At 67.4% G+C, this 20,846-nt stretch carries 21 protein-coding genes and 2 pseudogenes; 2 read left to right on the top strand and 21 right to left on the bottom strand.

From position 1 onward, the window contains the following. Positions 1-60: 60 nt before the first annotated feature. The 6 genes and pseudogenes from BS74_RS13110 to BS74_RS02135 all read right to left on the bottom strand — a co-directional run. Positions 61-271 (bottom strand): annotated as a pseudogene (locus BS74_RS13110) (DUF302 domain-containing protein); the annotation flags it as partial. Positions 272-328: 57 nt separating this feature from the next. Continuing rightward, positions 329-1,348: pseudogene (locus BS74_RS02115) on the bottom strand (HAD-IC family P-type ATPase); the annotation flags it as partial. A 73-nt stretch (positions 1,349-1,421) separates the two neighbouring features. Then, positions 1,422-2,828: a multicopper oxidase family protein gene (locus BS74_RS02120; protein ID WP_038055641.1), complete on the bottom strand. Its 1,407-nt coding sequence runs from the start codon at positions 2,826-2,828 to the stop codon at positions 1,422-1,424. A gap of 47 nt (positions 2,829-2,875) precedes the next feature. Beyond that, positions 2,876-3,265 (bottom strand): DUF302 domain-containing protein, encoded by a 390-nt coding sequence (locus tag BS74_RS02125; RefSeq protein ID WP_038055643.1) that lies wholly within the window; start codon positions 3,263-3,265, stop codon positions 2,876-2,878. Positions 3,266-3,406: 141 nt separating this feature from the next. Beyond that, complete coding sequence (locus tag BS74_RS02130; RefSeq protein ID WP_038055645.1) at positions 3,407-4,048, bottom strand: hypothetical protein; 642 nt, start codon at positions 4,046-4,048, stop codon at positions 3,407-3,409. Continuing rightward, complete coding sequence (locus BS74_RS02135; RefSeq protein ID WP_038058764.1) at positions 4,045-4,284, bottom strand: SHOCT domain-containing protein; 240 nt, start codon at positions 4,282-4,284, stop codon at positions 4,045-4,047. Before BS74_RS02135 ends, BS74_RS02130 begins: the two co-directional genes overlap by 4 nt. 99 nt (positions 4,285-4,383) lie before the next feature. Between BS74_RS02135 and BS74_RS02140 the strand changes: the two genes are divergently transcribed. Further along, positions 4,384-5,208 (top strand): urease accessory protein UreH domain-containing protein, encoded by an 825-nt coding sequence (locus BS74_RS02140; protein WP_185747677.1) that lies wholly within the window; start codon positions 4,384-4,386, stop codon positions 5,206-5,208. A gap of 16 nt (positions 5,209-5,224) precedes the next feature. Beyond that, positions 5,225-5,896: a methyltransferase domain-containing protein gene (locus BS74_RS02145; protein WP_038058767.1), complete on the top strand. Its 672-nt coding sequence runs from the start codon at positions 5,225-5,227 to the stop codon at positions 5,894-5,896. Here BS74_RS02145 and BS74_RS02150 read toward each other — a convergent pair. From BS74_RS02150 to aceA, 15 genes are all read right to left on the bottom strand, one after another. Beyond that, positions 5,849-6,601, bottom strand: a complete 753-nt coding sequence (locus BS74_RS02150) for a WD40/YVTN/BNR-like repeat-containing protein (RefSeq protein WP_038055648.1) — start codon at positions 6,599-6,601, stop codon at positions 5,849-5,851. The genes BS74_RS02145 and BS74_RS02150 overlap by 48 nt on opposite strands. 6 nt (positions 6,602-6,607) lie before the next feature. After that, positions 6,608-7,123: a CueP family metal-binding protein gene (locus BS74_RS02155; protein ID WP_038055649.1), complete on the bottom strand. Its 516-nt coding sequence runs from the start codon at positions 7,121-7,123 to the stop codon at positions 6,608-6,610. A 10-nt stretch (positions 7,124-7,133) separates the two neighbouring features. Continuing rightward, positions 7,134-8,273, bottom strand: coding sequence for a sensor histidine kinase (locus BS74_RS02160; RefSeq protein WP_038055651.1), 1,140 nt, complete (start codon positions 8,271-8,273; stop codon positions 7,134-7,136). Further along, a complete protein-coding gene (locus tag BS74_RS02165) occupies positions 8,239-8,934 on the bottom strand; it encodes a response regulator transcription factor (RefSeq protein ID WP_038055653.1) in 696 nt (231 codons plus the stop codon). Before BS74_RS02165 ends, BS74_RS02160 begins: the two co-directional genes overlap by 35 nt. Continuing rightward, the gene (locus BS74_RS02170; RefSeq protein WP_051946724.1) at positions 8,931-9,170 is read right to left on the bottom strand and encodes an SHOCT domain-containing protein; all 240 of its coding nucleotides are present in this window, start codon (positions 9,168-9,170) and stop codon (positions 8,931-8,933) included. The genes BS74_RS02165 and BS74_RS02170 overlap by 4 nt, the downstream gene beginning before the upstream one ends. 43 nt (positions 9,171-9,213) lie before the next feature. Further along, the gene (locus tag BS74_RS02175) at positions 9,214-11,595 is read right to left on the bottom strand and encodes a heavy metal translocating P-type ATPase (protein WP_185747678.1); all 2,382 of its coding nucleotides are present in this window, start codon (positions 11,593-11,595) and stop codon (positions 9,214-9,216) included. Further along, positions 11,574-12,080 (bottom strand): DUF305 domain-containing protein, encoded by a 507-nt coding sequence (locus BS74_RS02180; protein WP_038055659.1) that lies wholly within the window; start codon positions 12,078-12,080, stop codon positions 11,574-11,576. The genes BS74_RS02175 and BS74_RS02180 overlap by 22 nt, the downstream gene beginning before the upstream one ends. A gap of 67 nt (positions 12,081-12,147) precedes the next feature. Further along, positions 12,148-12,432: a metal-sensitive transcriptional regulator gene (locus BS74_RS02185; RefSeq protein WP_038055661.1), complete on the bottom strand. Its 285-nt coding sequence runs from the start codon at positions 12,430-12,432 to the stop codon at positions 12,148-12,150. A gap of 9 nt (positions 12,433-12,441) precedes the next feature. Beyond that, positions 12,442-12,642 carry a CopZ family metallochaperone gene (locus BS74_RS02190; protein ID WP_038055664.1) on the bottom strand — a complete coding sequence of 67 codons (201 nt, stop codon included), beginning with the start codon at positions 12,640-12,642 and terminating at the stop codon, positions 12,442-12,444. A gap of 118 nt (positions 12,643-12,760) precedes the next feature. Beyond that, on the bottom strand, positions 12,761-13,063 hold the full coding sequence (locus BS74_RS02195; RefSeq protein WP_038055666.1) for a Rieske (2Fe-2S) protein: 303 nt from the start codon (positions 13,061-13,063) through the stop codon (positions 12,761-12,763). Positions 13,064-13,067: 4 nt separating this feature from the next. Next, positions 13,068-14,360 carry a Fe-S cluster assembly protein SufD gene (sufD, locus tag BS74_RS02200; RefSeq protein WP_038055667.1) on the bottom strand — a complete coding sequence of 431 codons (1,293 nt, stop codon included), beginning with the start codon at positions 14,358-14,360 and terminating at the stop codon, positions 13,068-13,070. 59 nt (positions 14,361-14,419) lie between these two features. Continuing rightward, positions 14,420-15,826, bottom strand: coding sequence for a Fe-S cluster assembly protein SufB (sufB, locus tag BS74_RS02205; RefSeq protein WP_038055669.1), 1,407 nt, complete (start codon positions 15,824-15,826; stop codon positions 14,420-14,422). Next, positions 15,823-16,575 carry a Fe-S cluster assembly ATPase SufC gene (gene sufC / locus BS74_RS02210; protein WP_038055671.1) on the bottom strand — a complete coding sequence of 251 codons (753 nt, stop codon included), beginning with the start codon at positions 16,573-16,575 and terminating at the stop codon, positions 15,823-15,825. Before sufC ends, sufB begins: the two co-directional genes overlap by 4 nt. 88 nt (positions 16,576-16,663) lie before the next feature. Then, positions 16,664-19,426: a tetratricopeptide repeat protein gene (locus BS74_RS02215; RefSeq protein WP_038055673.1), complete on the bottom strand. Its 2,763-nt coding sequence runs from the start codon at positions 19,424-19,426 to the stop codon at positions 16,664-16,666. 97 nt (positions 19,427-19,523) lie between these two features. Further along, a complete protein-coding gene (aceA, locus tag BS74_RS02220; RefSeq protein ID WP_038055675.1) occupies positions 19,524-20,840 on the bottom strand; it encodes an isocitrate lyase in 1,317 nt (438 codons plus the stop codon). Positions 20,841-20,846: the final 6 nt, after the last annotated feature.

Consider the following 20,846-nt stretch of genomic DNA (forward strand, 5'->3'; position numbering starts at 1 on the left):
AGGAGATTTTACCCCCCTTCCCCTGAGGGGAGGGGTGGAGGAAAAAGCGAGAATGGGTCTTTAGAGCCGGGAAAGGGCGCGGGAGAGCCTGGTCCGGGCCTCCTCGGCCACGGGGGCCAGGGCCCTTTGGGTGGCCTCGGGGAGAACCCGGAACATGGCCTCGGGTCTTGGATGAGGACCTCCACGCCCCCTTCGGTTTCCCGGAGGACCACGTTGCAGGGGAGCAGGGAAGAAGGAGGCCGATTTCGGGCTCGGCCTCGAGGGCTGCGGCTAGAGCCAGGGCTTCCTCTTCCCGTAAACCCTCCGCATACACCCCCCGCACCTCAAACCGCCCCTCGGTGAGGGTACCGGTCTTGTCCAAGGCCACGTATCGCAGGCCGGTGGCCCTCTCAAAGGCCTCCCGGTTGCGGATGAGGATGCCCCTTTGGGCGGCCATGGCCGTGGCGTTGACCACCACCAAGGGAATGGCCAGGCCCAAGGCGTGGGGACAGGCGATGACCACCACGGTCACCGCCCGCTCCAGGGCGAAGGACAAGGAGGCGTCGGCACCAAGCCAAAGGAGAAGGGTTGCGCTTCCCCCTAGCACCGCCAGGTAGAAAAGCCACCCCGCCGCCCGGTCCCCCAGGTCCTGGAAGCGGCTTCGGGAAGCTTGGGCTTCCTCCACCAGGCGCATGATCTGCCCCAGGGTGGTGGAGGTTCCGGTGCGAATCACCCGGACCTGGATCGCCCCCTCCCCGTTTAATGCCCCGGCCAGGACCTCATCCCCCACCCCTTTAGCCACGGGCCGGGACTCCCCGGTGAGGAAGGCCTCGTTCATGCTGGTGGCCCCTTCCACCACCACGCCGTCTGCGGGCACCTGCTCCCCCGGGCGGATGAGGATGAGGTCCCCTTCCTGAAGGGCACTGATGGGCACGTCCTCGATCCGGCCATCCCGGAACCGGTGGGCTGTCTGGGGCATCAGCCTGGCCAAGGCCCTTAAAGCCTCCCCAGCTCCCAGAATGGCCTTCATTTCCAAAAAGTGGCCGAGGAGCATCACGTCCACCAGGGTGGCCAGTTCCCACCAGAAGGGCTTCCCCTCCAGGCCCAGCTCTACGGCCAGGCTGTAGGCGTAGACCACGGTGATTCCCAAGGCCACTAGGGTCATCATTCCTGGCCGCCTGCTCCCAAGCTCCCGCAGGGCCCCCTGGAGAAACACGCCGCCGCCATAGAGGTAGATCAGGGTTCCCAGGAGGGGGATCCAGGAGGCTTTCTCCCAGGGGGGAAGGCCGAAGAGACCCCGTACCTCCTCGGAGGCGTAGAGGACCGGCAGGGTGAGGAGAAGACAAACCAAGAAGCGGTCCCGGAACATCTCCGGGGTGTGGCCCGCATGCCGGCCCCGGGGCTGGGAGGGGGAGGCGGGGGAGGATGGGGGTGGGGATGCACTAGACCACCTCCAGCACCCCCATCATGCCCCGGTCCTCGTGCTCCACGATGTGGCAGTGGAAGACGGTCTTCCCAGGCAGATCCTTTAGGGGAACCAGGAGGCGCACCACCTCCTTGGCCTTAAGGTTGACCACGTCCTTAAGGGCGCGGTAGGGGAAGGGCTTTCCGTTCACCGTGAGGACCTGGAAGGGGTGGGTGTGGAGGTGGAAGGGGTGGTCCATGTCCCCTTGGTTGTCCACCTCCCAGACCTCCAGTTCCCCCGCCCGTCCCTGGAAGTCCACCCTAAGGTGATCAAAGGTTTGGCCGTTGATGAAGAACTTTCCGGCCATCATGTCCTCCGTGAAGGTGAGGCGCCGGGTCACCCTGGCCTGGCTGGGGTTGAGGGCGGATGGTTTGGCCAAGGCCTTGGGCAGGGGGAGGGGTTTGGGACGGGGCGGGGCTACCAGGGTGAGGAGGGTTTGCGGGCTACTTTGGCTTGTCCCCATGGGCATCCCTCCGTGGCCCATGTGCTCCATCCCGCCCATCATGTGGGCCCCTCGGTCGTAGGGCAGGGCGAGGAGGCGGAAGACCCCTTCTTTTTGGAACCTTACCAGTACTTCGGCCCGCTCCCCAGGGGCCAAGAGGAGCTCGGAAAGCTCGTAGGGTTCCTCCAGGAATCCCCCGTCGCTGGCGATAAGGTAAAGGGGGTGTCCCTCCAACTGGAGCCGGTAATAGCGGGCGTTGCTGGCGTTCAGCAGGCGGAGGCGCAAGGTGGCCTTGCCGGCCCGCAGGGTGGGGCGGGAGGCCCCGTTCACCAGGAGGAGGTTGCCCTCCTTGCCGTTGATCCAGTCCATGGGCCCGTGCGGCGCAGGCCGGCCGCCCACAAGCTGCAGGTCCTTGAGCACCAGAAGGTGCTCCTCGGCCTCCCGAAGCTCAGGGATCCCGTCCAGGGGGCTTTCCACCAGGATGGCCCCCGCCAGGCCGGCAAAGAGCTGGGGGGCCACCCGGCCGTGCAGGTGGGGATGGTACCAGAAGGTGCCCGCCAGGTCCTGAGGAACGGCGAAGGCGTAGCTCCAGGTTTCCTTGGACGGGATTTCCAGAAAGGGATCGTCCACCTTAGGGGAGAGGGGGAGCCCGTGCCAGTGGAGGTTGGTGGGTTCGGGAAGGAGGTTCTCCAGCTCGAGGCGAACCGTATCCCCGGGGCGTACCCGAAGGGTAGGCCCGGGGAAGCTGCCCCCATAGGTCCAAAGCTGCGCTTCCCGCCCAGCCACGGCAACAGGGGTGGGGGCCACCTTCAGCCGCACCTGTAATAGCCCTTCCCGGCTTTGGAGGACCGGGGGTTCGGGGAAGGAGGCCTGTCCTCGGGCCAACGGGGAAAGCAGGAAGCCTGCGGCAACCTTTAAAAGGGTTCGACGGTTTGCCTTCATGCCCCCAGAGGGTAGCGAGGGTTTGTAAAGGCAGTATAAAGGTCCCTCTAGAGTCTGGCCAAGGCCTTCTCCAACCGGCTCCGGGCCTCCTCCACCACGGGCTTGAGCGCCTCCTGCTTTTCCGGGGGGAGGACCTGGAACATGCCCCCGGGGTCCTGAAGGAGGATTTCCACGCCTTCCCCGCTTTCCCTGAGCACGGCGTTGCAGGGGAGGAGGAGGCCGATGTCGGGTTCGGCCTTCAGGGCCTTGGCGGCCAGGCTGGGGTTGCACGCCCCCAGGATCAGGTAAGGGGGCCTTTCCAGCCCCAGGCGGGCCCTAAGGGTGGCGGCCACGTCGATCTCCGTGAGAATCCCGAAGCCCTCTTCCTTCAAGGCGGCCTCCAGCCGGGCCCGGGCCTCGGCCAGGCTGGTCCTCAGGGTTTTCCTCAGGTCCGTCATGGATACCCTCCCTGGCTAAAGTGTAACAGAACCTTTAGGAGAAAGCTTTTCCTGAGGGCGATAACGGGCAGCATAGGGGGGTATGGGAAAAGGCCTAGGCCCCGCCCGGAGAGGCTTTCCCGGGCAAGGGGCCAACCGGGCTTACTCTCCCAGGAAGGAGCCGTGCCAGGTGTGGACCCAGACCTCCCCCGTGTAGGCGTTTACGGAAAGCATGCCCTCCACCTCCTTACGCCCGAAGTCAAAGGTGTAGTACCCGGGGAAAGCCCCGGCTTCCATCACCTGGGCACCCGGGAGGTAGCCTTTCAGGAAGGTCTCCGCCAGTGTCTTGGCCTCCTCTAAGGAGAAGCGGGCAGGTATCCCGGCGAGGCCGCCCATCATGCCGTAACGGGTGTTCCACATCCTGTTGGGCCCAGGCTCCGGGGAGACCACCCCGGTGTAACGATCCACGATGAGTTCCAAAAGCCCCTGCCCCTTCTCGTCCACCACCTGGGCGTAGTAGTTTTGGCTGAAGGCCATGAAGTCCTTAAGGCGCGCTCCTGGGTACAGCCGCTTGGCGTAAGCCTCCATCCGCGCCCTGGCCTCTTTCTGGGGGATGGGTTGGGCCTCCGGGGGGTAGACCGCCATCATGCCCATCATCCCGTGGCCGCCCATCATCCCGTAGCCCATCATTCCCGGGCCGTAGCCCATCATTCCTGGGCCAAAGCCCCCCATCATGCCCTGGGTAAGGGCGAGGCCCAAAAGCAAAAGGGCTGAAACCCCTAAGGCCATACCGTACCGCTTCATGCCTCACCTCCTTTTTCCAGTTCCTTCCGCAGCTTTCTGTAGGTCTCCTCGTCCAGCTCGCCCCTGGCGTACCGGAGGCGCAGGGCCTCCAGGGCCGCATCCCTTTTCCCTTCCCCGCTTCCCCATTGCCAGACCCCAAGGGCCAGGTACAGGAAGAGTCCCAGGAGAACCAGCACCAGGAGCATGCTGAGAAGCCCGGAGAACCACCCGAAGCCCATGCCGCCCCAACCCATCATGCCCACCATCCACCTCCACCCATACCCTAGACCCGTACGATTAAGCTGGCGTAAAGGGGCTTTACCGGCGCTTAACCTTTGGCCCTTAGGCTGGTGGGCATGCGAAAAGGGCTCCTGGCGCTTGGTTTTGCCATCCTGGCCCTGGGGGGGTTGGCCTTGGGGAGTGGGCTGTTGGAGGAGGCTTCCCGAGGCCTTTACCGGGTGGCCAACACCCTATACGCCCTCTTGGCCCCTTGGGTGGATGGGCTGAGGCGGGAAGTGGGGGTCCCTTGGTTTTCCGCTTTCCTTCTTGGTGTCTTGGCGGCCTTTGCTCCTTGCCAGATCACCACCGGGGCCAGCGCCCTGGCCTATTTGGCCCCTTCCGCCCTCGAGGGAAGGGTCTGGCCCAGGTTTCTGGCCTTTCTCCTGGGGAAGGCCCTCACCTATCTGGTGCTCGCCGGGGTCGTTCTCCTTTTCCTGGGCGGGGTTTTGGAGAACCCCGGGGCGGTCTTCCGTCCGGTGCGGCTGGCCCTTGGGCCCTTCATGGTCCTGGTGGGTCTGGGCCTCTTAGGGGTGGTGCGCTGGCCCTTGGCCTGGGGGGTGCCGGAGGGCTGGGGGGCCCGGTTGGGGGCATGGGGCGGGCTTCTTGGGCCCTTGGCCCTAGGTGGGGTTTACGGCCTGGCCTTCTGCCCCACCCTCTTCTGGCTGTTCTTCGGGCTTCTCCTTCCCCTGGCCCTGGCCTCTCCCGTTGGGTTTCTCTTTCCCCTTCTCTTCGCTTTGGGGACGGGTTTTCCCCTCGGTTTACTGCTCCTCCTCTTCGCCCGCATGGGCCGGGGTCAGGCCCTCAAGGGAATGCGGCGTGTGGGAAGCCGCCTTCTGAGGGGCGCAGGGGTGGTCTTCGTGGTTTTGGGGATTTTGGACACGGCTCTTTACTGGAACCTCTAGCATGGAAGGCGTGGGGATGAAGAGGGGCCTAAGGGCTCGGTTGTTCGCCGCCCTCCTTCCTGCCCTTTCCCGGGGGCACGTGGGCCTGAGCGAACCCTGGCGGAAAAAACTCCTGAGAAGCCTGGCGGGGAAAGTTTTAGAGGTCGGCCCGGGAACGGGCGTCAACCTGGCCTACCTGCCGGACGGCGTTTACTGGATTGGCCTCGAGCCCAATCCCTACTTCCACCCCCACCTCCAGCGGGCCCTGGGCCTGAGGGGGCTTCCTGGAGAGGTTCTTTTGGGCCAGGCGGAGGCCATCCCCCTGCCGGAGGGAAGCGTGGAGGCCGTGGTGGCCACCCTGGTCCTCTGCTCGGTGGCGGACCCCAGGCGGGCCCTGGCGGAGATCCAGAGGGTGCTGAAGCCCGGGGGGCGGTTCGTCTTCCTGGAGCACGTGGCCGCCCCCCGGGGTTCTCCTTTACGCAAGGCCCAGGACCTGGTCTCACCTCTTTGGAAGGCCCTAGGGGATGGCTGCCACCCCAACCGGGAAACCCTGGCCCTCATTCAGGAGGCCGGGTTTGTCCGGGTGGAGGCGGAAACCTTCGCCTTGCCCCTTCCCCTGGTGGCCCCCCATGTGGCCGGGGTGGCCTGGAAGGAGGGGCCATCAGCGCCCTCGCCAAAGGGTGCCCTTCCCGTCCACCCAGGCCAGTAAACCCTCCTCCTGGGGATGGGCAGCCAGGGCCAGGACCGCACCCGTCCAGAGCCTACGCCACCCCGTTGCCGTCCGCTGCCATAGGCCGAGCTGGCCCCCCAGGTACAAGGTGCCGGAGGGAGAAAGGGCCAAGGGCCCCGGGGCGGGGTCCGGGGAGGGGAGGGGCCGGAAGCTCTGCCCCCCATCCTCGCTCAGGAAGAGCCCCTGTTCCATGAGGGAAACCCAGAGGCGGCCCTTGGGGTCCACCAGGAAAAAGGCCATCCCCGCCTTGGGCAAGCCTTGGGCAGGTAGCTTCCTCCAGGTGCGCCCCCCATCCTGGCTGCGGAAGGGGCCGTGGGTGGCCTCGAGGGTGTAGTGGACCTCGGGCCTCTTGGGGTCCACGGCATAGGCGTGGAGGTCCAAGGCAGGAAGGCCCTTGGGGCTTAGGTCGCGGAAGCGCTTGAGATCCTGGCTTTCCGCAAGGATCCAGTGCCCGGCAACCAGGAGGCGTCTGCCGTCCCAGGCCAGGTTCATGGCGTCCCAGTCCCGCCGCCGCACCAGGTCCTGGGGGGTGTCGCCCCAGGCAACGATGCCGTCGTGGTGGCCCAGGAGAAGGGCTCCCGAGGGGTGCCACAAGAGGGCGTGGACATCCCGGGTGGACACCGGGCCCAAGGGGGTTTGGGCCAGGGCGAGGCCGAGGAAGAGGGTAAGGGCTAGGGGGCGCATGGTCTTCTACCGCGAGGCCAGGCGGAAGCCGGTAAGGCAGGTGGGGCTTTGGCCGAAGGTGGTTACGGGTCCTGTGGCTACCCAGTTCCCCTTGCGGATCTCCAGGGTGTAGCGGCGGTTCCGGGGTAGCCAGAGCTCAAAGAAGCCATCTTTCCCCGTTTTGACCTGGGTCTTGAGCACCTCCTTTTCCCCCTCCAGGACCCGGACCTCAAAGACCTCCTCCTGCAGTTCCCCAGTGCAGCTGGAGAAGTAGTGGACCTGGCAGGGGTGGGTCCGGCTCACATAGGGGGCCACCGCCAGGAGAAAGCGGTCCTTGAGGCCCACCTGGGCCTTGCGGCCGTCCGGGAACTCAAAGAAGAAGGCCTCGGGGGTCACGTAGCTCACCACCCTTTGCCCTTCTTCCCGCCACCGCTTGGCCAGGGCCAGGGCCTCCTCGGGCCCCAGGCCCTTGAGGGCCTCGGGGCTAGGGGCCTGGGCCAGACCTAAAGCCACGCCGAGGGTCAGCGCTAGAAGCCTCCTCATGGCACCCACCCTAAGCCCTACCCGTTAAGCCCGTGTAAAGGGGCAGGGTGAAGCGGAACGCGCTTCCCCGGCCCAGCTGGCTTTCCGCCCAGATCCTCCCTCCCATGGCTTCCACCAGGCCCTTGGCGATGGTGAGGCCTACCCCTGTCCCCCCGTCTTGGCGGCTGCGGGAGGGGTCAATGCGGTAAAACCGCTCAAAAATACGGGGGAGGTGTTCCGCGGGGATGCCGGGCCCGGTGTCCTCCACGCTGAAGAGCACAGCCTGGCCCATGGCCTCCGCCCCAAGCCGCACCCTTCCCCCCGCTGGGGTGTGGCGAAGGGCGTTGGAAAGCAGGTTGGCGAGCACCTGGAGGGTCCGTTCCTCATCGGCCCAGACCTGGGGAAGGGGGTTTCGGACCTCCACCTCCAGGGCCACCCCCTTGGCCTGGAAGGCGGGGCGGAAGCGCTCCGCCGCTTGCGCCAGAAGGCCTTGGGGGTCCAGGGGCTCGGGATGGAGCTCCACGGCGCCCGATTCCACCTGGGAAACCAGGGAGAGGTCCCGGACCAGCCGGCTCATGGCCCGCACCTCCTGCTGGATCCTTTCCGCCGCCTTCTCGGGCTCCATGACCCCGTCCGCCAGGGCCTCGGCGTAGGCCTGGAGGGCGGAGAGGGGGGTCCTGAGCTCGTGGGCCACGGTGCCGATGAGCTCTACCCGGCTTTGTTCCACCCGTTCCAGGGCCTCGGCCAGGCGGTTGAAGTGGAGGGCCACCTCGCCGAGCTCGTCCCGTTCTAGGGGAGGGAGGCGTACCCGGTACTCCCCTTGGGCCATGCGGCGGCTTCCCTCGGCCAACAGCTTGGCGGTGCGGGAGAAGCGCAGGCTGGCGAAGGAGGCGGAGAGGGCGGCCCCGGCCACGGAGAGGGGGAGGGCGGCGAGGAGGGCGGTGGTGAGGGTGGAGCGCAGGCCCTCCTCGAGGTCCCGCCTCAAGACCTCGCCCATCATGAGCCCCCCCATCATGGAGAGGGCGTGGTACATGCGCTCCACATGCCCCCGGTAGAAGGAGGGGGCGAGGGCCTCGGCCAGCAGAAAAAAGAGCAAAAGGGTTAGAAGGGCCACCAGAAGGTGGCTGAAGAAGAGCTTAGCGAAGATCAGCGGAGCTATCTGAAGGCGCATCGGTTTCCCGGAAGCGGTAGCCCACGCCCCGCACCGTTTCGATGAACCGGGGGTTTTCCGGATCGTCCATGAGCTTCTTTCTCAAGGCGGCGATGTGCACGTCCACCACACGGTCTATGCCCGGGAAGTCTGGCCCCCACACCTTTTCCAGAAGCCTCTCCCGGGTGAAGACCATGCCTGGGTGCTGGGCCAAGGTGAGGAGGAGGTCAAACTCCAGCTGGGAAAGGGAGAGGGGCCTGTTTCCCAGGTAGGCCTGCCGCTCCTTGGGAAGCAGCCGCAAGGGACCATAGCGGAGTTCCTCCTTGAGGCCGGCCCGCCGTAGGAGGGCCTTGACCCGGGCCACCACCTCCTTGGGGCTGAAGGGCTTGACCACGTAGTCGTCGGCCCCTAGCTCCAGCCCCTTAACCCTTTCCTCCTCCTCCCCCCTGGCGGTCAGCATGAGGATGGGAAGCTCGGGCCTTTCCCGGCGCACCTCTTCCAGGACCTTGAAGCCGTCCAGCCTGGGCAGCATGAGGTCCAGGATGACGAGGTCGGCCCGGGGAAAAAGCTCCAAGGCTTTTTCCCCATCCTTTGCCTCCAGCACCTCAAACCCAGCCCCCCTCAGGTAGGCCCCCAGGACCTCGAGGAGGGCCGGGTCGTCGTCCACCAGGAGAACCCTCATGCGAGCTCGCGCTTCATGCGCTCAAAAGTTTCCTTGTCGATCTCCCCCCGGGCGTAGCGCTCCTTGAGGATCTCCAGGGCCCGGTTCTCCTGCTTAGGGGCCAGGGCCCGCGCCACCAGGTACACCCCCAGGACGAGGAGGACCAGGAACAGGAAGGGGTAAAGCCAGCCCAGCCATCCCCAGCCCCAGCCCATGTGAGGCCCATAGCCGTATCCTGCGTGTGCCCATGCCATCATGCGGTACCTCCTTTCGGGGAGAAGGCCTCCCCGCTTTGCCAGCCTAGGAAATGGCGGTTAGCCGGGGGTAAGCCCGGAAACCTCTAAGCCTCAGGGAGTTGGTGAGCACGAAGAGGCTGGAGAGGCTCATGGCGGCGGCTGCCAGCATGGGGTTTAACAGGAGCCCGGTGAAGGGGTAAAGAACCCCGGCCGCCACGGGGATGAGGAGGAGGTTGTAGGCGTAGGCCCAGAAGAAGTTGAGGTAGATGGTCCTTAGGGTGCGCCGGGAGAGGAGAATGGCCTGCACCAATCCCTCCAGGCTCGGCGAAAGCAGGATCACGTCCCCCGCCTCCACCGCGATGTCCGTGCCCGTGGCCAGGGCGATGCCCGCATCGGCCTGGGCCAAGGCGGCGGCGTCGTTGATGCCGTCCCCCACGAAGATCACCTTCCGCCCCTGGGCCTGGAGTTGCCGTATGGCCTCCACCTTGCCCTCGGGGCGCACCCCGGCCAGCACCTCCTCTATGCCCAAGGCCTCGGCCACCCGCCTGGCCGGGATGGGGTGGTCCCCGGTGAGGAGGACGGGCTTGAGGCCCAGGGCCTTTAGGGCCGCCACCACCCGTTTGGCCTCGGGCCTGGGGGGGTCAAAGACCCCAAAGGCGGCCAAAAGCCTCTCCCCATCCGCCAGGTAAAGGGGGGTGTAGCCCCTTTGGGAAAGCGCCTGGGCCTCCTGGGGAAGCCTCACCCCAAGCCGCTCCATCAGGGCCGGGCCCCCCAGGTAAAGCCTTCTCCCCTCCACCACCCCCTCGAGGCCCTCCCCGGGCAGGGCCCGTACCCCCTCGGCCTCGGGGAGGCTCTGGCCCTTGGCCGCCTCCAGGACCGCCTTGGCGATGGGGTGCTCGCTTCCCCGCTCCAAGGCGGCGGCGAGCCGCAGGGCCTCCTCCGGGCTTAGGGCGAACCCCAGGGTTTCCGTGAGGGTGGGCTTCCCTTGGGTCAGGGTCCCGGTTTTGTCCAGGACCACGGTGTCCGCTCGGGCAAGGCCCTCTATGGCCTGGCCCTTGCGGAAAAGGAGGCCCATGCCGGCGGCCCTTCCCGTGGCCACGGCGATGGCCGCCGGGGTGGCCAGGCCCATGGCGCAGGGGCAGGCGATCAGGAGCACGGAAAGAAGGGCCACAAAGGCGTAGGAGAGGCCAGGCCCCAGAAGAAGCCAAAGGGCGAATGTGAGGAGGCCGATGACCAGCACGATGGGCACGAAGACGCCCGCGATGCGGTCCGCCACCTCCTGCACCCGGGGCTTGTAGGCCTGGGCTTCCTCCACCAGGCGGGCCATCTGGGCCAGGACCGTGGCCTCCCCCACCCGGCTTACCCGGATGAGGAGGACCCCTTCCCCGTTCACCGTTCCCCCCACCACCTCATCCCCGGGCCCCTTGGCCTTGGGGATGGGCTCCCCGGTGAGCATGGCCTCGTCCACATGGCTAGAGCCCTCCACCACTACCCCGTCCGCGGGGATGCGCTCCCCGGGGAGCACCCGCACCAGGTCGTTGGGGATGAGGGCCTCGGCGGGGATCTCCTTTTCCTCCCCCCCCTGGACCACCCGGGCGGTCTTGGGCCTAAGGGCGAGGAGCTTGCGGATGGCCTCCGAGGCCTTCCCCTTGGCCCTTTCCTCCATGTGTTTGCCCAGGAGGATCAGGGCCAGGATCACCGCCCCCGCCTCCAGGTAGAGGTGGCGGGCCTCCTCGGGGAAGAGGGTGGGGAATAGGAGGACCAGGAAGGAGTAAAGGTAGGCGCTTCCCGCCCCCAGGGCCACCAGGGTGCTCATGCCCAAGGCCCGGTGCCGGACTTCCGCCAGGGCCTGGCGGAAGAAGCGCCGGCCGGCGTAGAGGACGGGGAGGGCGGTGAGGACCTGGAGGAGCGGGGGAACGTGAGGAAGGGGCAGGAGCATGGGCCCCATGGCCAGGAGGAGGGTGAGGAGGGCCAAGGGCAGGGCGATGAGGAGGTCCGTGGGGTAAGCGGGGGCCCTCCTTTCCTCTTGGGCCACCTCCAGGGGCTCGTAGCCCGCCTCCCGGATGGCCTGGCGCAGGCGGGGGAGGGTCACGGTGTCCGGGAGGTACTCCACAAAGGCCTTCTCCGTGGCCAGGTTCACGTGGGCGGAAAGCACCCCGGGTAGCCCCTTCAGGGCCCGTTCCACCCGGGCCACGCAGGCGGCGCAGGTCATGCCCCGGATGGGGATCTCCACCCGGGCCACCACGGGCTCGTAGCCCGCCTCCTCCACCCGCTTCAGGACCTCCTTGAGGTCTATCCCCTCCTGAAGGCGCAAAAAAGCTTCCTCGGTGGCGAGGTTAACCCGGGCTTCCTCTACGCCAGGAGCCTTTTTCAGGGCCCGTTCCACCCGGGCCACGCAGGCGGCGCAGGTCATGCCCCTGACCTTTACCTTTGCCTCAAGAGCCATAGCCTAAAGGCGTGCATTTCCTTGGCCTGGGCCAGGATGATGTCCCGGGCCAGGTCCAAGACCCGCCGGTCCTTGGCGGTGGTGAGGGCGGAGAGGGCCATCTCCACCGCCCCCCTGTGGTGCTGGAGCATGAGCTCCACGAAGGCCCGGTCGGGGTCCGAAGCGGCCCTGAGCTCCTGCAGCATGGCGGCCATCTCCCGCCGCATGGCCTCGTAAGCCGCCTGATCCAGCCCCCCCAGGCTCGGGAGCCAGCTCCGCATGAGGGCGATCTCCCGCTCCTGGTCCTTCAGGATGGCCTCCGCCCAGGCCCGCACCTCCTTGTCCTTGCCCCTTTGCAGGAGGTGGCGGGCCATCTCCAAAGCGCCCTCGTGATGGGCGATCATGCCCGAGAGAAAGGCCCTTTCCCCGGCATCCCTTGGGGCGGGGTGGGCGTGCTGGGCCAGGGCCAGGGTCCAGGCCAGGAAGAGAAGGGAAAGGTACTTCATGGCTTTACCTCCATGGGCTAGGCTACGTGGGCTCTGTTAAGCCGGCGTAAAGGGGGCCCTCCATGGCCTAGCGGTACTTAAGCGCCTCCATCAGCTCCTCCACGATCTCCTCCACGTCCCCCCGCTCGTGGGCGGTGGCCACATGGTCCCGCAGGTGGGCCCTTAGGACCATCTCCCCCACCCGGTCCAGGGCCCCTTCCACCGCCTTGAGTTGCTTCAGCACGTCCACGCAGTAGACGTGGGGATCCTCCAGCATGCGCAGGATGCCCTCGAGGTGGCCCTTGGCGGAGAGGAGGCGCCTTTTGGCCTCCTCCCGCACCTTGGGGTCCAGGTGGAGGTGTTCGCGGGGCACAGGGCCTCCTTAGCCCGCCAGGGCGGCCCGGTAACCTTCTTCCTCCACGGCCCGGATCAGGGCCTCAGGGTCCGCCTGGCCTTCCACCAGGGCCTCGGCCCGCTCCAGGCTCACCTCGGCCTTCTCCACCCCAGGCACCTTCATGAGGGCCTTTTTCACCGCCATGACGCAGTGGTTGCAGGTCATGCCTTCCACCTTGAGTTTCAGCATCCTCGTACCTCCCCCCACCCCAGGGGGGGTGGGTACTCTCACCTTAGCCCTTCTTTCGCCCGCCGTCAAGGGCAAAGGCCCCAAGTCTTCCTTGGGGCCTGGTGGGCGGGGTGGGCGTTTAGAGGTCCAGGAGGATGGTCTCCCCCTCCAGCCTGGCGGGGAAGACCTTCACGGGCCTGGGGGCGGGGAGGGTCTGGCGGCCTGTTTTCAGGTCAAACCGGGCCCCGTGCCGGGGGCAGACGATCTTGCCCTCTTCCACCTCCCCCTCGTGCAGGGGGCCGTCGTCGTGGGTGCAGACGTCCTCCAGGGCGAAGACCTCCTCCCCGGTGTAGAGGAGGAGGATGGGCTTCCGGTGCTCGGGCCTTTGGATCACCAGCCGGCCGTTTTCCAGGTCACCCAGCTTGGCTACCGGGGTCCACATGGCCTTAGATTCTAACCTTTTCCTCGATCACCGCCTCGAGGTGGGCCCTGAGGGCCTTGAGGGGGATGCGGGTCAAGACGTCCGCCAGGTGGGCCTTGACCAAAAGCTCCTGGGCCAGGGTCCGGGGCAGGCCCCGGGACTGGAGGTAGAAGAGCTGCATCTCGTCCACGGGGGCGGTGGTGCTCCCGTGGGTGCAGCGCACGTCGTTGGCCCCGATCTCCAGCTGGGGGATGGAGTCCACCCGGGCGGTGGGGGAGAGGATCAGGTTGCGGTTGGCCTGGTAGGCGTCCGTCTTCTGGGCCCCCCGCTCCAGCCGGATGAGGCCGGAGAAGACCGCCCGGGCCTCGTCCTTCACCGCCCCCTTGTAGAGGAGGTCGCTTCGGGTGTGGTGCTCCACGTGGTGCTGCAGGGTGTAGTGGTCAAAGTGTTGCCGCCCGTGGCCGAAGTAGAGGCCCAGCATCTCGCTTTCCGCCCCCGGGCCCAAGAGCTCCGAGGCCACCTCGCTCCGGGCGTAGCGCCCGCCCAGGTTCACCACCAGGTCGTTCAGGGTGGCGTCCCGCTCCAAAAGGGCCCGCTGCCGGTGGAAGTGCCAGACCCCCTCCCCGAAGGTCTGCACGTGGGCGTGGCGGAGCCTGGCCCCCGGGCGGAGGACCATCTCCGTGGCGGAGAGGTGCAGGGTGGGGGGGAGGTCCGAGGAGAGGTACTCCTCAATGTAGGCGGCCTGGGCGTTGTCCTCCAGGAAGAGGAGGCTCCGGCCCGCCGAGGCCTTGCCCCCCTCCAGCACCTTGAAGACCCCTAGGGGCCTTTCCACCTCCAGCCCCGCGGGCACGTAGAGGAAGGCCCCGTGGGTGAAAAAGGCGGCGTTTTCCGCGGCGAACTTGTCCTCGGTGTAGACCCCCCGGAAGAGGGCGGCCTCCACCTTGGCGGGGTGGAGTTTCAGGGCCTCGGCCAGGCTGGTGAAGACCAGGCCCTTTTGCCGGAGCTCCTCGGGCACCTCGGCGTAGACCAGGTCCGGCCCCACGAAGACCAGGAAGCCGGAAACATCGGTCTTCTCCAGGCGGCGCTTCACCGCCTCGGGGAGCTCGTCCCGGGAAAGCTTTAGCCCCTTGGGGGTCTCCACCTCCCCCTCCAGGGGGGCCTCGGAGAGGTCGGTGTAACGCCAGTGCTCGTCCTTCTTGCTGGGGTAAGGGAGGCGGGCGAAGGCCTCGAGGGCCTTCAGCCTTTTCTCCAGCACCCAGGCGGGCTCGCCCAGGGCCTGGGAGATGGCCTCCACCTGTGCCTTGTCCAGTACCTGCATCGCGCCTCCTTGCGTGGGCAGGGGGGAGGCCCTAAGGCCCCACCCCCCAAAGGGACTCCTTAGCCTACGGAGCCCTCCATCTCCAGCTCGATGAGCCGGTTGAGCTCCACCGCGTACTCCAGGGGCAGCTCCTTGGCGATGGGCTCAATGAAGCCCCGGACGATGAGGGCCGCGGCCTCGTCCTCCTTGAGCCCCCGGGTCTGCAGGTAGAAGATCTGCTCGTCGTTGATCTTGGACACCGTGGCCTCGTGGCCCACGTGGGCGGTTTCCTCCTCAATCTCGATGTAGGGGTAGGTGTCGGTGCGGCTTTCCGGATCGATGAGGAGGGCGTCGCATTCCACGTTGGCCTTGGCCCCCCTGGCCCCCTCTAGCACCTTCACCAGGCCCCGGTAGCTGGCCCGGCCTTCTCCCTTGGAGATGCTCTTGGAAACGATGGTCCCCGAGGTGTGGGGGGCACCCAGGAGGATCTTGGCCCCGGTGTCCTGGTGCTGCCCCGTCTTGGCGAAGGCGATGGAGAGGATCTCCGTGCGGGCCCCCGGCTCCAGCAGGTAGCTGGAGGGGTACTTCATGGTGACCTTGGAGCCCAGGTTCCCGTCCAGCCACTCGTGGAAGGCGTCCCCGTAGACCAGGGCCCGCTGCGTCACCAGGTTGTACATGTTGGTGGACCAGTTCTGGATGGTGGTGTAGCGGCTCCGGGCCCCCCGCTTCACCACGATCTCAATCACCCCGGTGTGCAGGCTCTCCGTGGAGTACATGGGGGCGGTGCAGCCTTCGATGTAGTGCACCTCCGCCCCCTCGTCCACGATGATCAGGGTGCGCTCAAACTGGCCGAACTCGGGGGTGTTGACCCGGAAGTAGGCCTGCAGGGGAAGCTCCACCTTGACCCCCGGGGGGATGTAGACGAAGGAGCCCCCGGACCAGGCGGCGGAGTTCAGGGCGGCGAACTTGTTGTCCTCGGGGGGGACCACCTTGGCGAAGTACTCCCGGAAGAGGTCCTCGTACTTCTTCATTCCCTCCTCGATGGCCACGAAGATGACCCCCTGCCGCTCCAGCTCCTCCCTCACCCGGTGGTAGACCATCTCCGAGTCGTACTGGGCCCCCACCCCGGCCAGCACCTTGCGCTCCGCCTCGGGGATGCCCAGGCGTTCGTAGGTCCTGCGGATCTCCTCGGGGATCTCCTCCCAGCTTTTGGCGTCCCGGGTCTCCGCGGGCTTCACGTAGTAGACCAGGTGGTCCAGGTCCAGGTCCGAGAGGTCGGGGCCCCAGGTGGGCATGGGCTTCTTTTGGAAGATTTCCAGGGCCCGTAGGCGGAACTTCAGCATCCACTCGGGCTCCCCCTTGTGGTAGCTGATGGCCTCGATCACCCTCCGGGTGAGGCCCCGCTCGGCCACGTAGACCGGCTTGACCTCGTCCACGAAGTGGTACTTGTACTCTTCGCCCAACGCCCTCAGGTCCACCTCGCTCATGCTCCCTCCTTCACCCTTTCCCGGAGCCACTCGTAGCCCTTCTCCTCCAGCTCCAGGGCCAGCTCGGGGCCGCCCTCCGCCACCACCTTCCCGTCCATCATCACGTGCACCCGGTCGGGGACGATGTAGTTGAGGAGGCGCTGGTAGTGGGTGATGACCAGGGCGCCGAAGTTGGGCCCCCGCATGGCGTTCACGCCCCGGGCCACCACCTTGAGGGCGTCGATGTCCAAGCCGGAGTCGGTCTCGTCCAAGACGGCGTAGGTGGGCTCGAGGACCAGAAGCTGGAGGATCTCGTTGCGCTTCTTCTCCCCGCCGGAGAAGCCCTCGTTGAGGTAGCGGGAGAGGTAGCCCTCGTCCCAGTCCAGAAGCTCCAGGGCCCGCTTCACCTTGCCCCAGAACTCCGCCACCCCCACCTCCCGGCCGAGCCGGGCCTGCAGGGCCAGGCGCAGGAAGTTGGCGATGGTGACCCCCGGCACCTCCACCGGGTACTGGAAGGCCAGGAAGAGGCCCTTCCTCGCCCGTTCGTCAGGGGAGAGCTCCAGGATGTTCTCCCCGTCCAGGAGGATTTCTCCCCGCTCCACGGTGTACTCGGGGTCCCCCGCCAGGATCTTGCCCAGGGTGCTCTTGCCGGCCCCGTTGGGGCCCATGAGGGCGTGGACCTGGCCCTTGGGGACCACCAGGTTCACGCCCTTGAGGATGGTTTCCCCGTCAATGGAAGCCCAGAGGTCGCGGATTTCCAGCTGGTTCATGCTTTTGCCTCCTGATGCCGGGTCGGGTTCTTACTGCGACCCATTCGCAGTAAGAGTATAGCCCCTGCACCTCCAAAAGTATAGTGATTTAGTCGGGATTTGCCAGGTGGAAGCCCAGGGCCTCGGGGAGGGCCAAGGGGGAAGGGGGAAGGCGCCTTTGGAGCTCGGGGCAGAAGCGGCCCAAGGCCCGCCCCAGCTGGAAGCGGAAGGGCTCGGGGAGGGGGCTTTGCCTCACCTCCGAAAGCTTGTGCCAGGCGGCCTCCTTCTCCCCCAGGCCCAGGAGGGCCAGGACCTCCACGGCCCGGGCCTGGGCCAGGAGGCCGGGGTCTTCCAGGCGGGGGAGGGCCACGATCTGGGCCAGGGCCTCCCCCAGGCTCCCTTCCCGGACCAGGACCTCGGCGTAGCCCAGGCGGGCCTGGGCGCGGAGGTAGGGGTTTTCCAAGTCCAGGAAGGGCTTGAGGAGGACCTTGCCCTCCGCGGGGGGGAGGAGGAGGGCCAGGAGGCTTGCGGTGTCCAGCCTGAGGGCGGTGTAGCGGTCCGTGGCCTCCTCGGGCACCTCCTTCAGGAGCTCCTCCAGGAGCCTCTGGGCGGCGGGGGCCTCGAGGCCCCCCAGGAAGGGGGCCCGGTAGGGTTGGCCGGTTTCCAGCAGGAGGTAGGCCGCCCCCAGGCGGAAGAGGGTGCGCAGGTGGCGGTAGCGGGCCTCCTTGGGCCTCTCGCGGGTGGTCCGGAAGTAAGCCTCGGCCCGGCGGAGGAGGGCAAGGGCCTCAAAGGGATGGCCCTGGGCCACCTCCAGGATCCCCGCCTCGCTCTCCACCCGGGCCCGGGTGAAGGGGTCCTCCGCCTCGGCCAGGGCCTTCTCGATGGCCTTGGCCGCCTCCTGGTACTGGCCCAGGCGCCGCAAGAGGGTGGCGTAGCGGGCCCTTACCCGGGCCACCTCGTCCTTGGGGGCCCCGGCTTCCTCCAGGGCCTTGAGGCCCTCCTCCATGCGGGGCTTGGCCTGGGGGTCCCCCAGGCGCATGAGGAGGTCCCCCATCTGGTAGCGGGCCCTTCCCAAGAGGAGGGGGTCGTGGCCCACCCGGGATAGGGCCTCCAAGGCCTCGGCGTAGCGGCCCAGGTCCTTGGCCACCAGTCCCCGCCACAGGTGTACCCGGTCCTGCAGGAAGGGGGCCACGGGAAGCCCCTGGGCCTCCGCCACGAACCGGGCCGCCTTCTCGTAATCCCCCTTCCAGCGCTCCACCGCCGCCATCACCAAAAGCCCCTCCGCCTGGGCGGTCTCGTCCAGGAGCGCCAGGTCCTCCTTGGGGGGGAGAAGCTCCTCCGCCTCCCGGTAGAGGGCGGCGTCCGCCTTGGCCTCCGCCGCCTTGATGCGGGCCCAGGTGCGCAAGGAGGGGTTTTGGGCCTCCGAGAGCACCCTGAGGGCCTCCTCCGCCTCAGGGTGGGCATACTGGCCCAACACGGCCCGGTAGCGCACCACCACCGCGGCCAGGGCCTCGAGGTCCTCCCGGGGCCAGGCCTGGGCCTCCTGCCAGAGCCCGGGAAGGAGGGCCAGCCGGGCGGGATCCTCCTGCAAGAGGTCCAAAAGAACCCGGATTTCCCCCGCCTTGTAGGCGTGGTGCAGCTTGCGGAAGAGGTTTTCCTTGGGGAAGAAGGCCAGGGCCAGGCGGTGGAGCTCCTTGGGGGCCTCCTGGGGGAGGAGGCTTCTTAAGGCGGGGCGCACCAGGCCTTCCCCCACCCAGTCCAAAAGGGCCCTTTCCGCTTGGGAAAGGCGTTCCAGCGGCTTGCCCAGGGCCTTTTCCAAGAGCTCTGCGGGAAAGGAGGGATCGGCCTCGGGGCTGAAGGCGGCGAGGGCCAGGAGCAGGGGTTTGAGGGCCGGGTCGTCCTGCAAAGGGGTTTTGGGATCGTGCTTGGCGGCTTCCAGGAGGACCAGGCGGGAAAGCTCCCCGAAGTTGCGCCCCGCCTGGTTCACCAAGGCCTCCAGCCTCTCCGGGGAGAGGTGGGGAAGGCGTTCCCGCACGAAGCGCCGGGCCTCCTCCCGGCTCGGGGGGGAAAGGGGCTGGTAGGGGAGGGTGGGGGGAGGCTCGCTCAGGGCCGCCACGTAGGGGATGCTCAAAGCCTTTAAGAAAGGTTCCAGCCAGGCGGCGAGCCCCCGCTGCGTGCCGTCCGGGCCCCGCAGGGGGAGGCCTTCCAGGGTGCCCTCCGCCTCGGCCCGCAGGAGGAGGGGCCGCCCTTCCCGGTTCAGGCCCCGGGCCAAAAGGGTCAGGACCTCCTGCTCCAAGGCCCCCTGCAGGATGTAGGGCTGGGTGGGGGAGAGCTGGGCCAGAAGGGAGCGGACCTCCTCCCCCACCCCCAGGCCCTCGGCCAAGGGGACCAGGGCGTGGGCCAGCTCCCCCCCCAGGTTGAGGAGAAAGGGTTCCTTGCCTGGCAGGGCAGAGAGGGCCCGGCCGAGGGCGGCCAGGAGAACCCCCTTGCCCGTGGCCGGCCCCCCCACCACCACCATCTGCGGCCTTCCCCCGGCCTCCAACTCCTTCAGGAAACGGCGGAAGATGCGGCGTTTGTCCCGGCCCAGGGTCTTGCGGGCGCTTTCCAGGAAAAGCTCCGCCGGGGGCGGGGGGGGTGGGAGGCCAGCCTCCTGGTACAGGTCGGCGATGACCCCGTAAAGCCTTTCCTTCTCCTCGGGGCTTCCCAGGTCCTTGTAGAGGATGTTGCGCACCGTCCCCGCCTTGCCCCCCCGTTCCGCCATGAGGGCCTCGAGCCAGCGCAGGGAGCCCCGCTTGCCCCGGTGGTCCCGGCCCCGGAGATGGGGGCGGAGGTCCTCCAGGTAGCGCAGCCAGGGTGTATTGGCCTCCGGCATAGTGATTACACTATATCAGCCCCGGTGTTCTTGCTCCTTACCCCAAACGATGCCGCCCCCAGAACTGGGGGCGGCAGGAGGGGCGAGGGGCCTCCCCTCAGTGCACGGGCTCGTTGAACTGGGCCTCCTCGGTGGAGCCCTTAAGGGCCAGGGTGGAGGCCTCCCCTTGGGTGAGGGCCAGGACCACCTCGTCGAAGTAGCCCGCCCCCACCTCCCGTTGGTGCTTGACGGCGGTGAAGCCCTGGGCCTGGGCCAGGAACTCCTTCTGCTGGAGCTCCACGAAGGCGGGCATGCCCCGGGCCTTGTAGCCCTTGGCCAGCTCCCAGGTGTAGTAGTTCAGGGTGTGCCAGCCCGCCAGGGTGATGAACTGGAACTTGTAGCCCATCTCCCCCAGCTCCCGGTTGAACTTGGCGATGGTCTCGTCGTCCAGGAACTTCTTCCAGTTGAAGGAGGGGGAGAGGTTGTAGGCGAGGAGTTTGTCCGGGAACTCCTTCTTCACCGCCTCCGCGAACTTGCGGGCCTCCTCGAGGTCCGGCTTGGAGGTCTCCATCCAGATCACGTCCGCGTAGGGGGCGTAGGCCAGGGCGCGGGCGATCCCCGCCTCAATCCCGTTCCGGACCCGGTAGAAGCCCTCGGGGGTGCGCTCGTCCGAAAGGATGAAGGGCTTATCCCGCTCGTCGATGTCGCTGGTGATCAGGGTGGCGGCCTCGGCGTCGGTGCGGGCGATGATCACCGTGGGCACCCCCATGATGTCCGCGGCCAGGCGGGCGGCCTGCAGGGTGCGGATGTGCTGGGAGGTGGGCACCAGGACCTTGCCCCCCAGGTGGCCGCACTTCTTCTCCGAGGCCAGCTGGTCCTCGTAGTGGATGCCGGCGGCTCCCGCCTCAATCATGGCCTTGGTGAGCTCAAAGACGTTGAGCGCCCCGCCGAAGCCCGCCTCGGCGTCGGCCACGATGGGGACGTACCAGTCCCGGGTCACCTTGCCCTCGGAGCGCTCAATCTGGTCGGCGCGCATCAGGGCGTTGTTGATGCGCTTCACGATCTGGGGCACGGAGTTGTAGGGGTAGAGGGACTGGTCGGGGTAGGTCTGCCAGGCCAGGTTGGCGTCGGCGGCCACCTGCCAGCCGGAGAGGTAGATGGCCTCCAGTCCGGCCCGCACCATCTCCACCGCCATGGCCCCGGTGTAGGCCCCGAAGGTGTGCACGTAGGGCCGCTCGTGAAGAAGCTGCCAGAGCTTTTCCGCGCCTCGCTTGGCCAGGGTGTACTCCACCTTCACGCTGGGGCGGAGCCGCACCACGTCCTCGGGGCGGTAGTCCCGCTTAACCCCTTTCCAGCGGGGGTTGGTGGCCCACTCCTGCCGAAGCTCCTCCGCTTCCTGCCGCATCTCTGGGGTCAGCACGCTCAAGGGATCCATCCCTCA

Source organism: Thermus amyloliquefaciens, assembly GCF_000744885.1.
Taxonomy (GTDB): Bacteria; Deinococcota; Deinococci; order Deinococcales; family Thermaceae; genus Thermus; species Thermus amyloliquefaciens.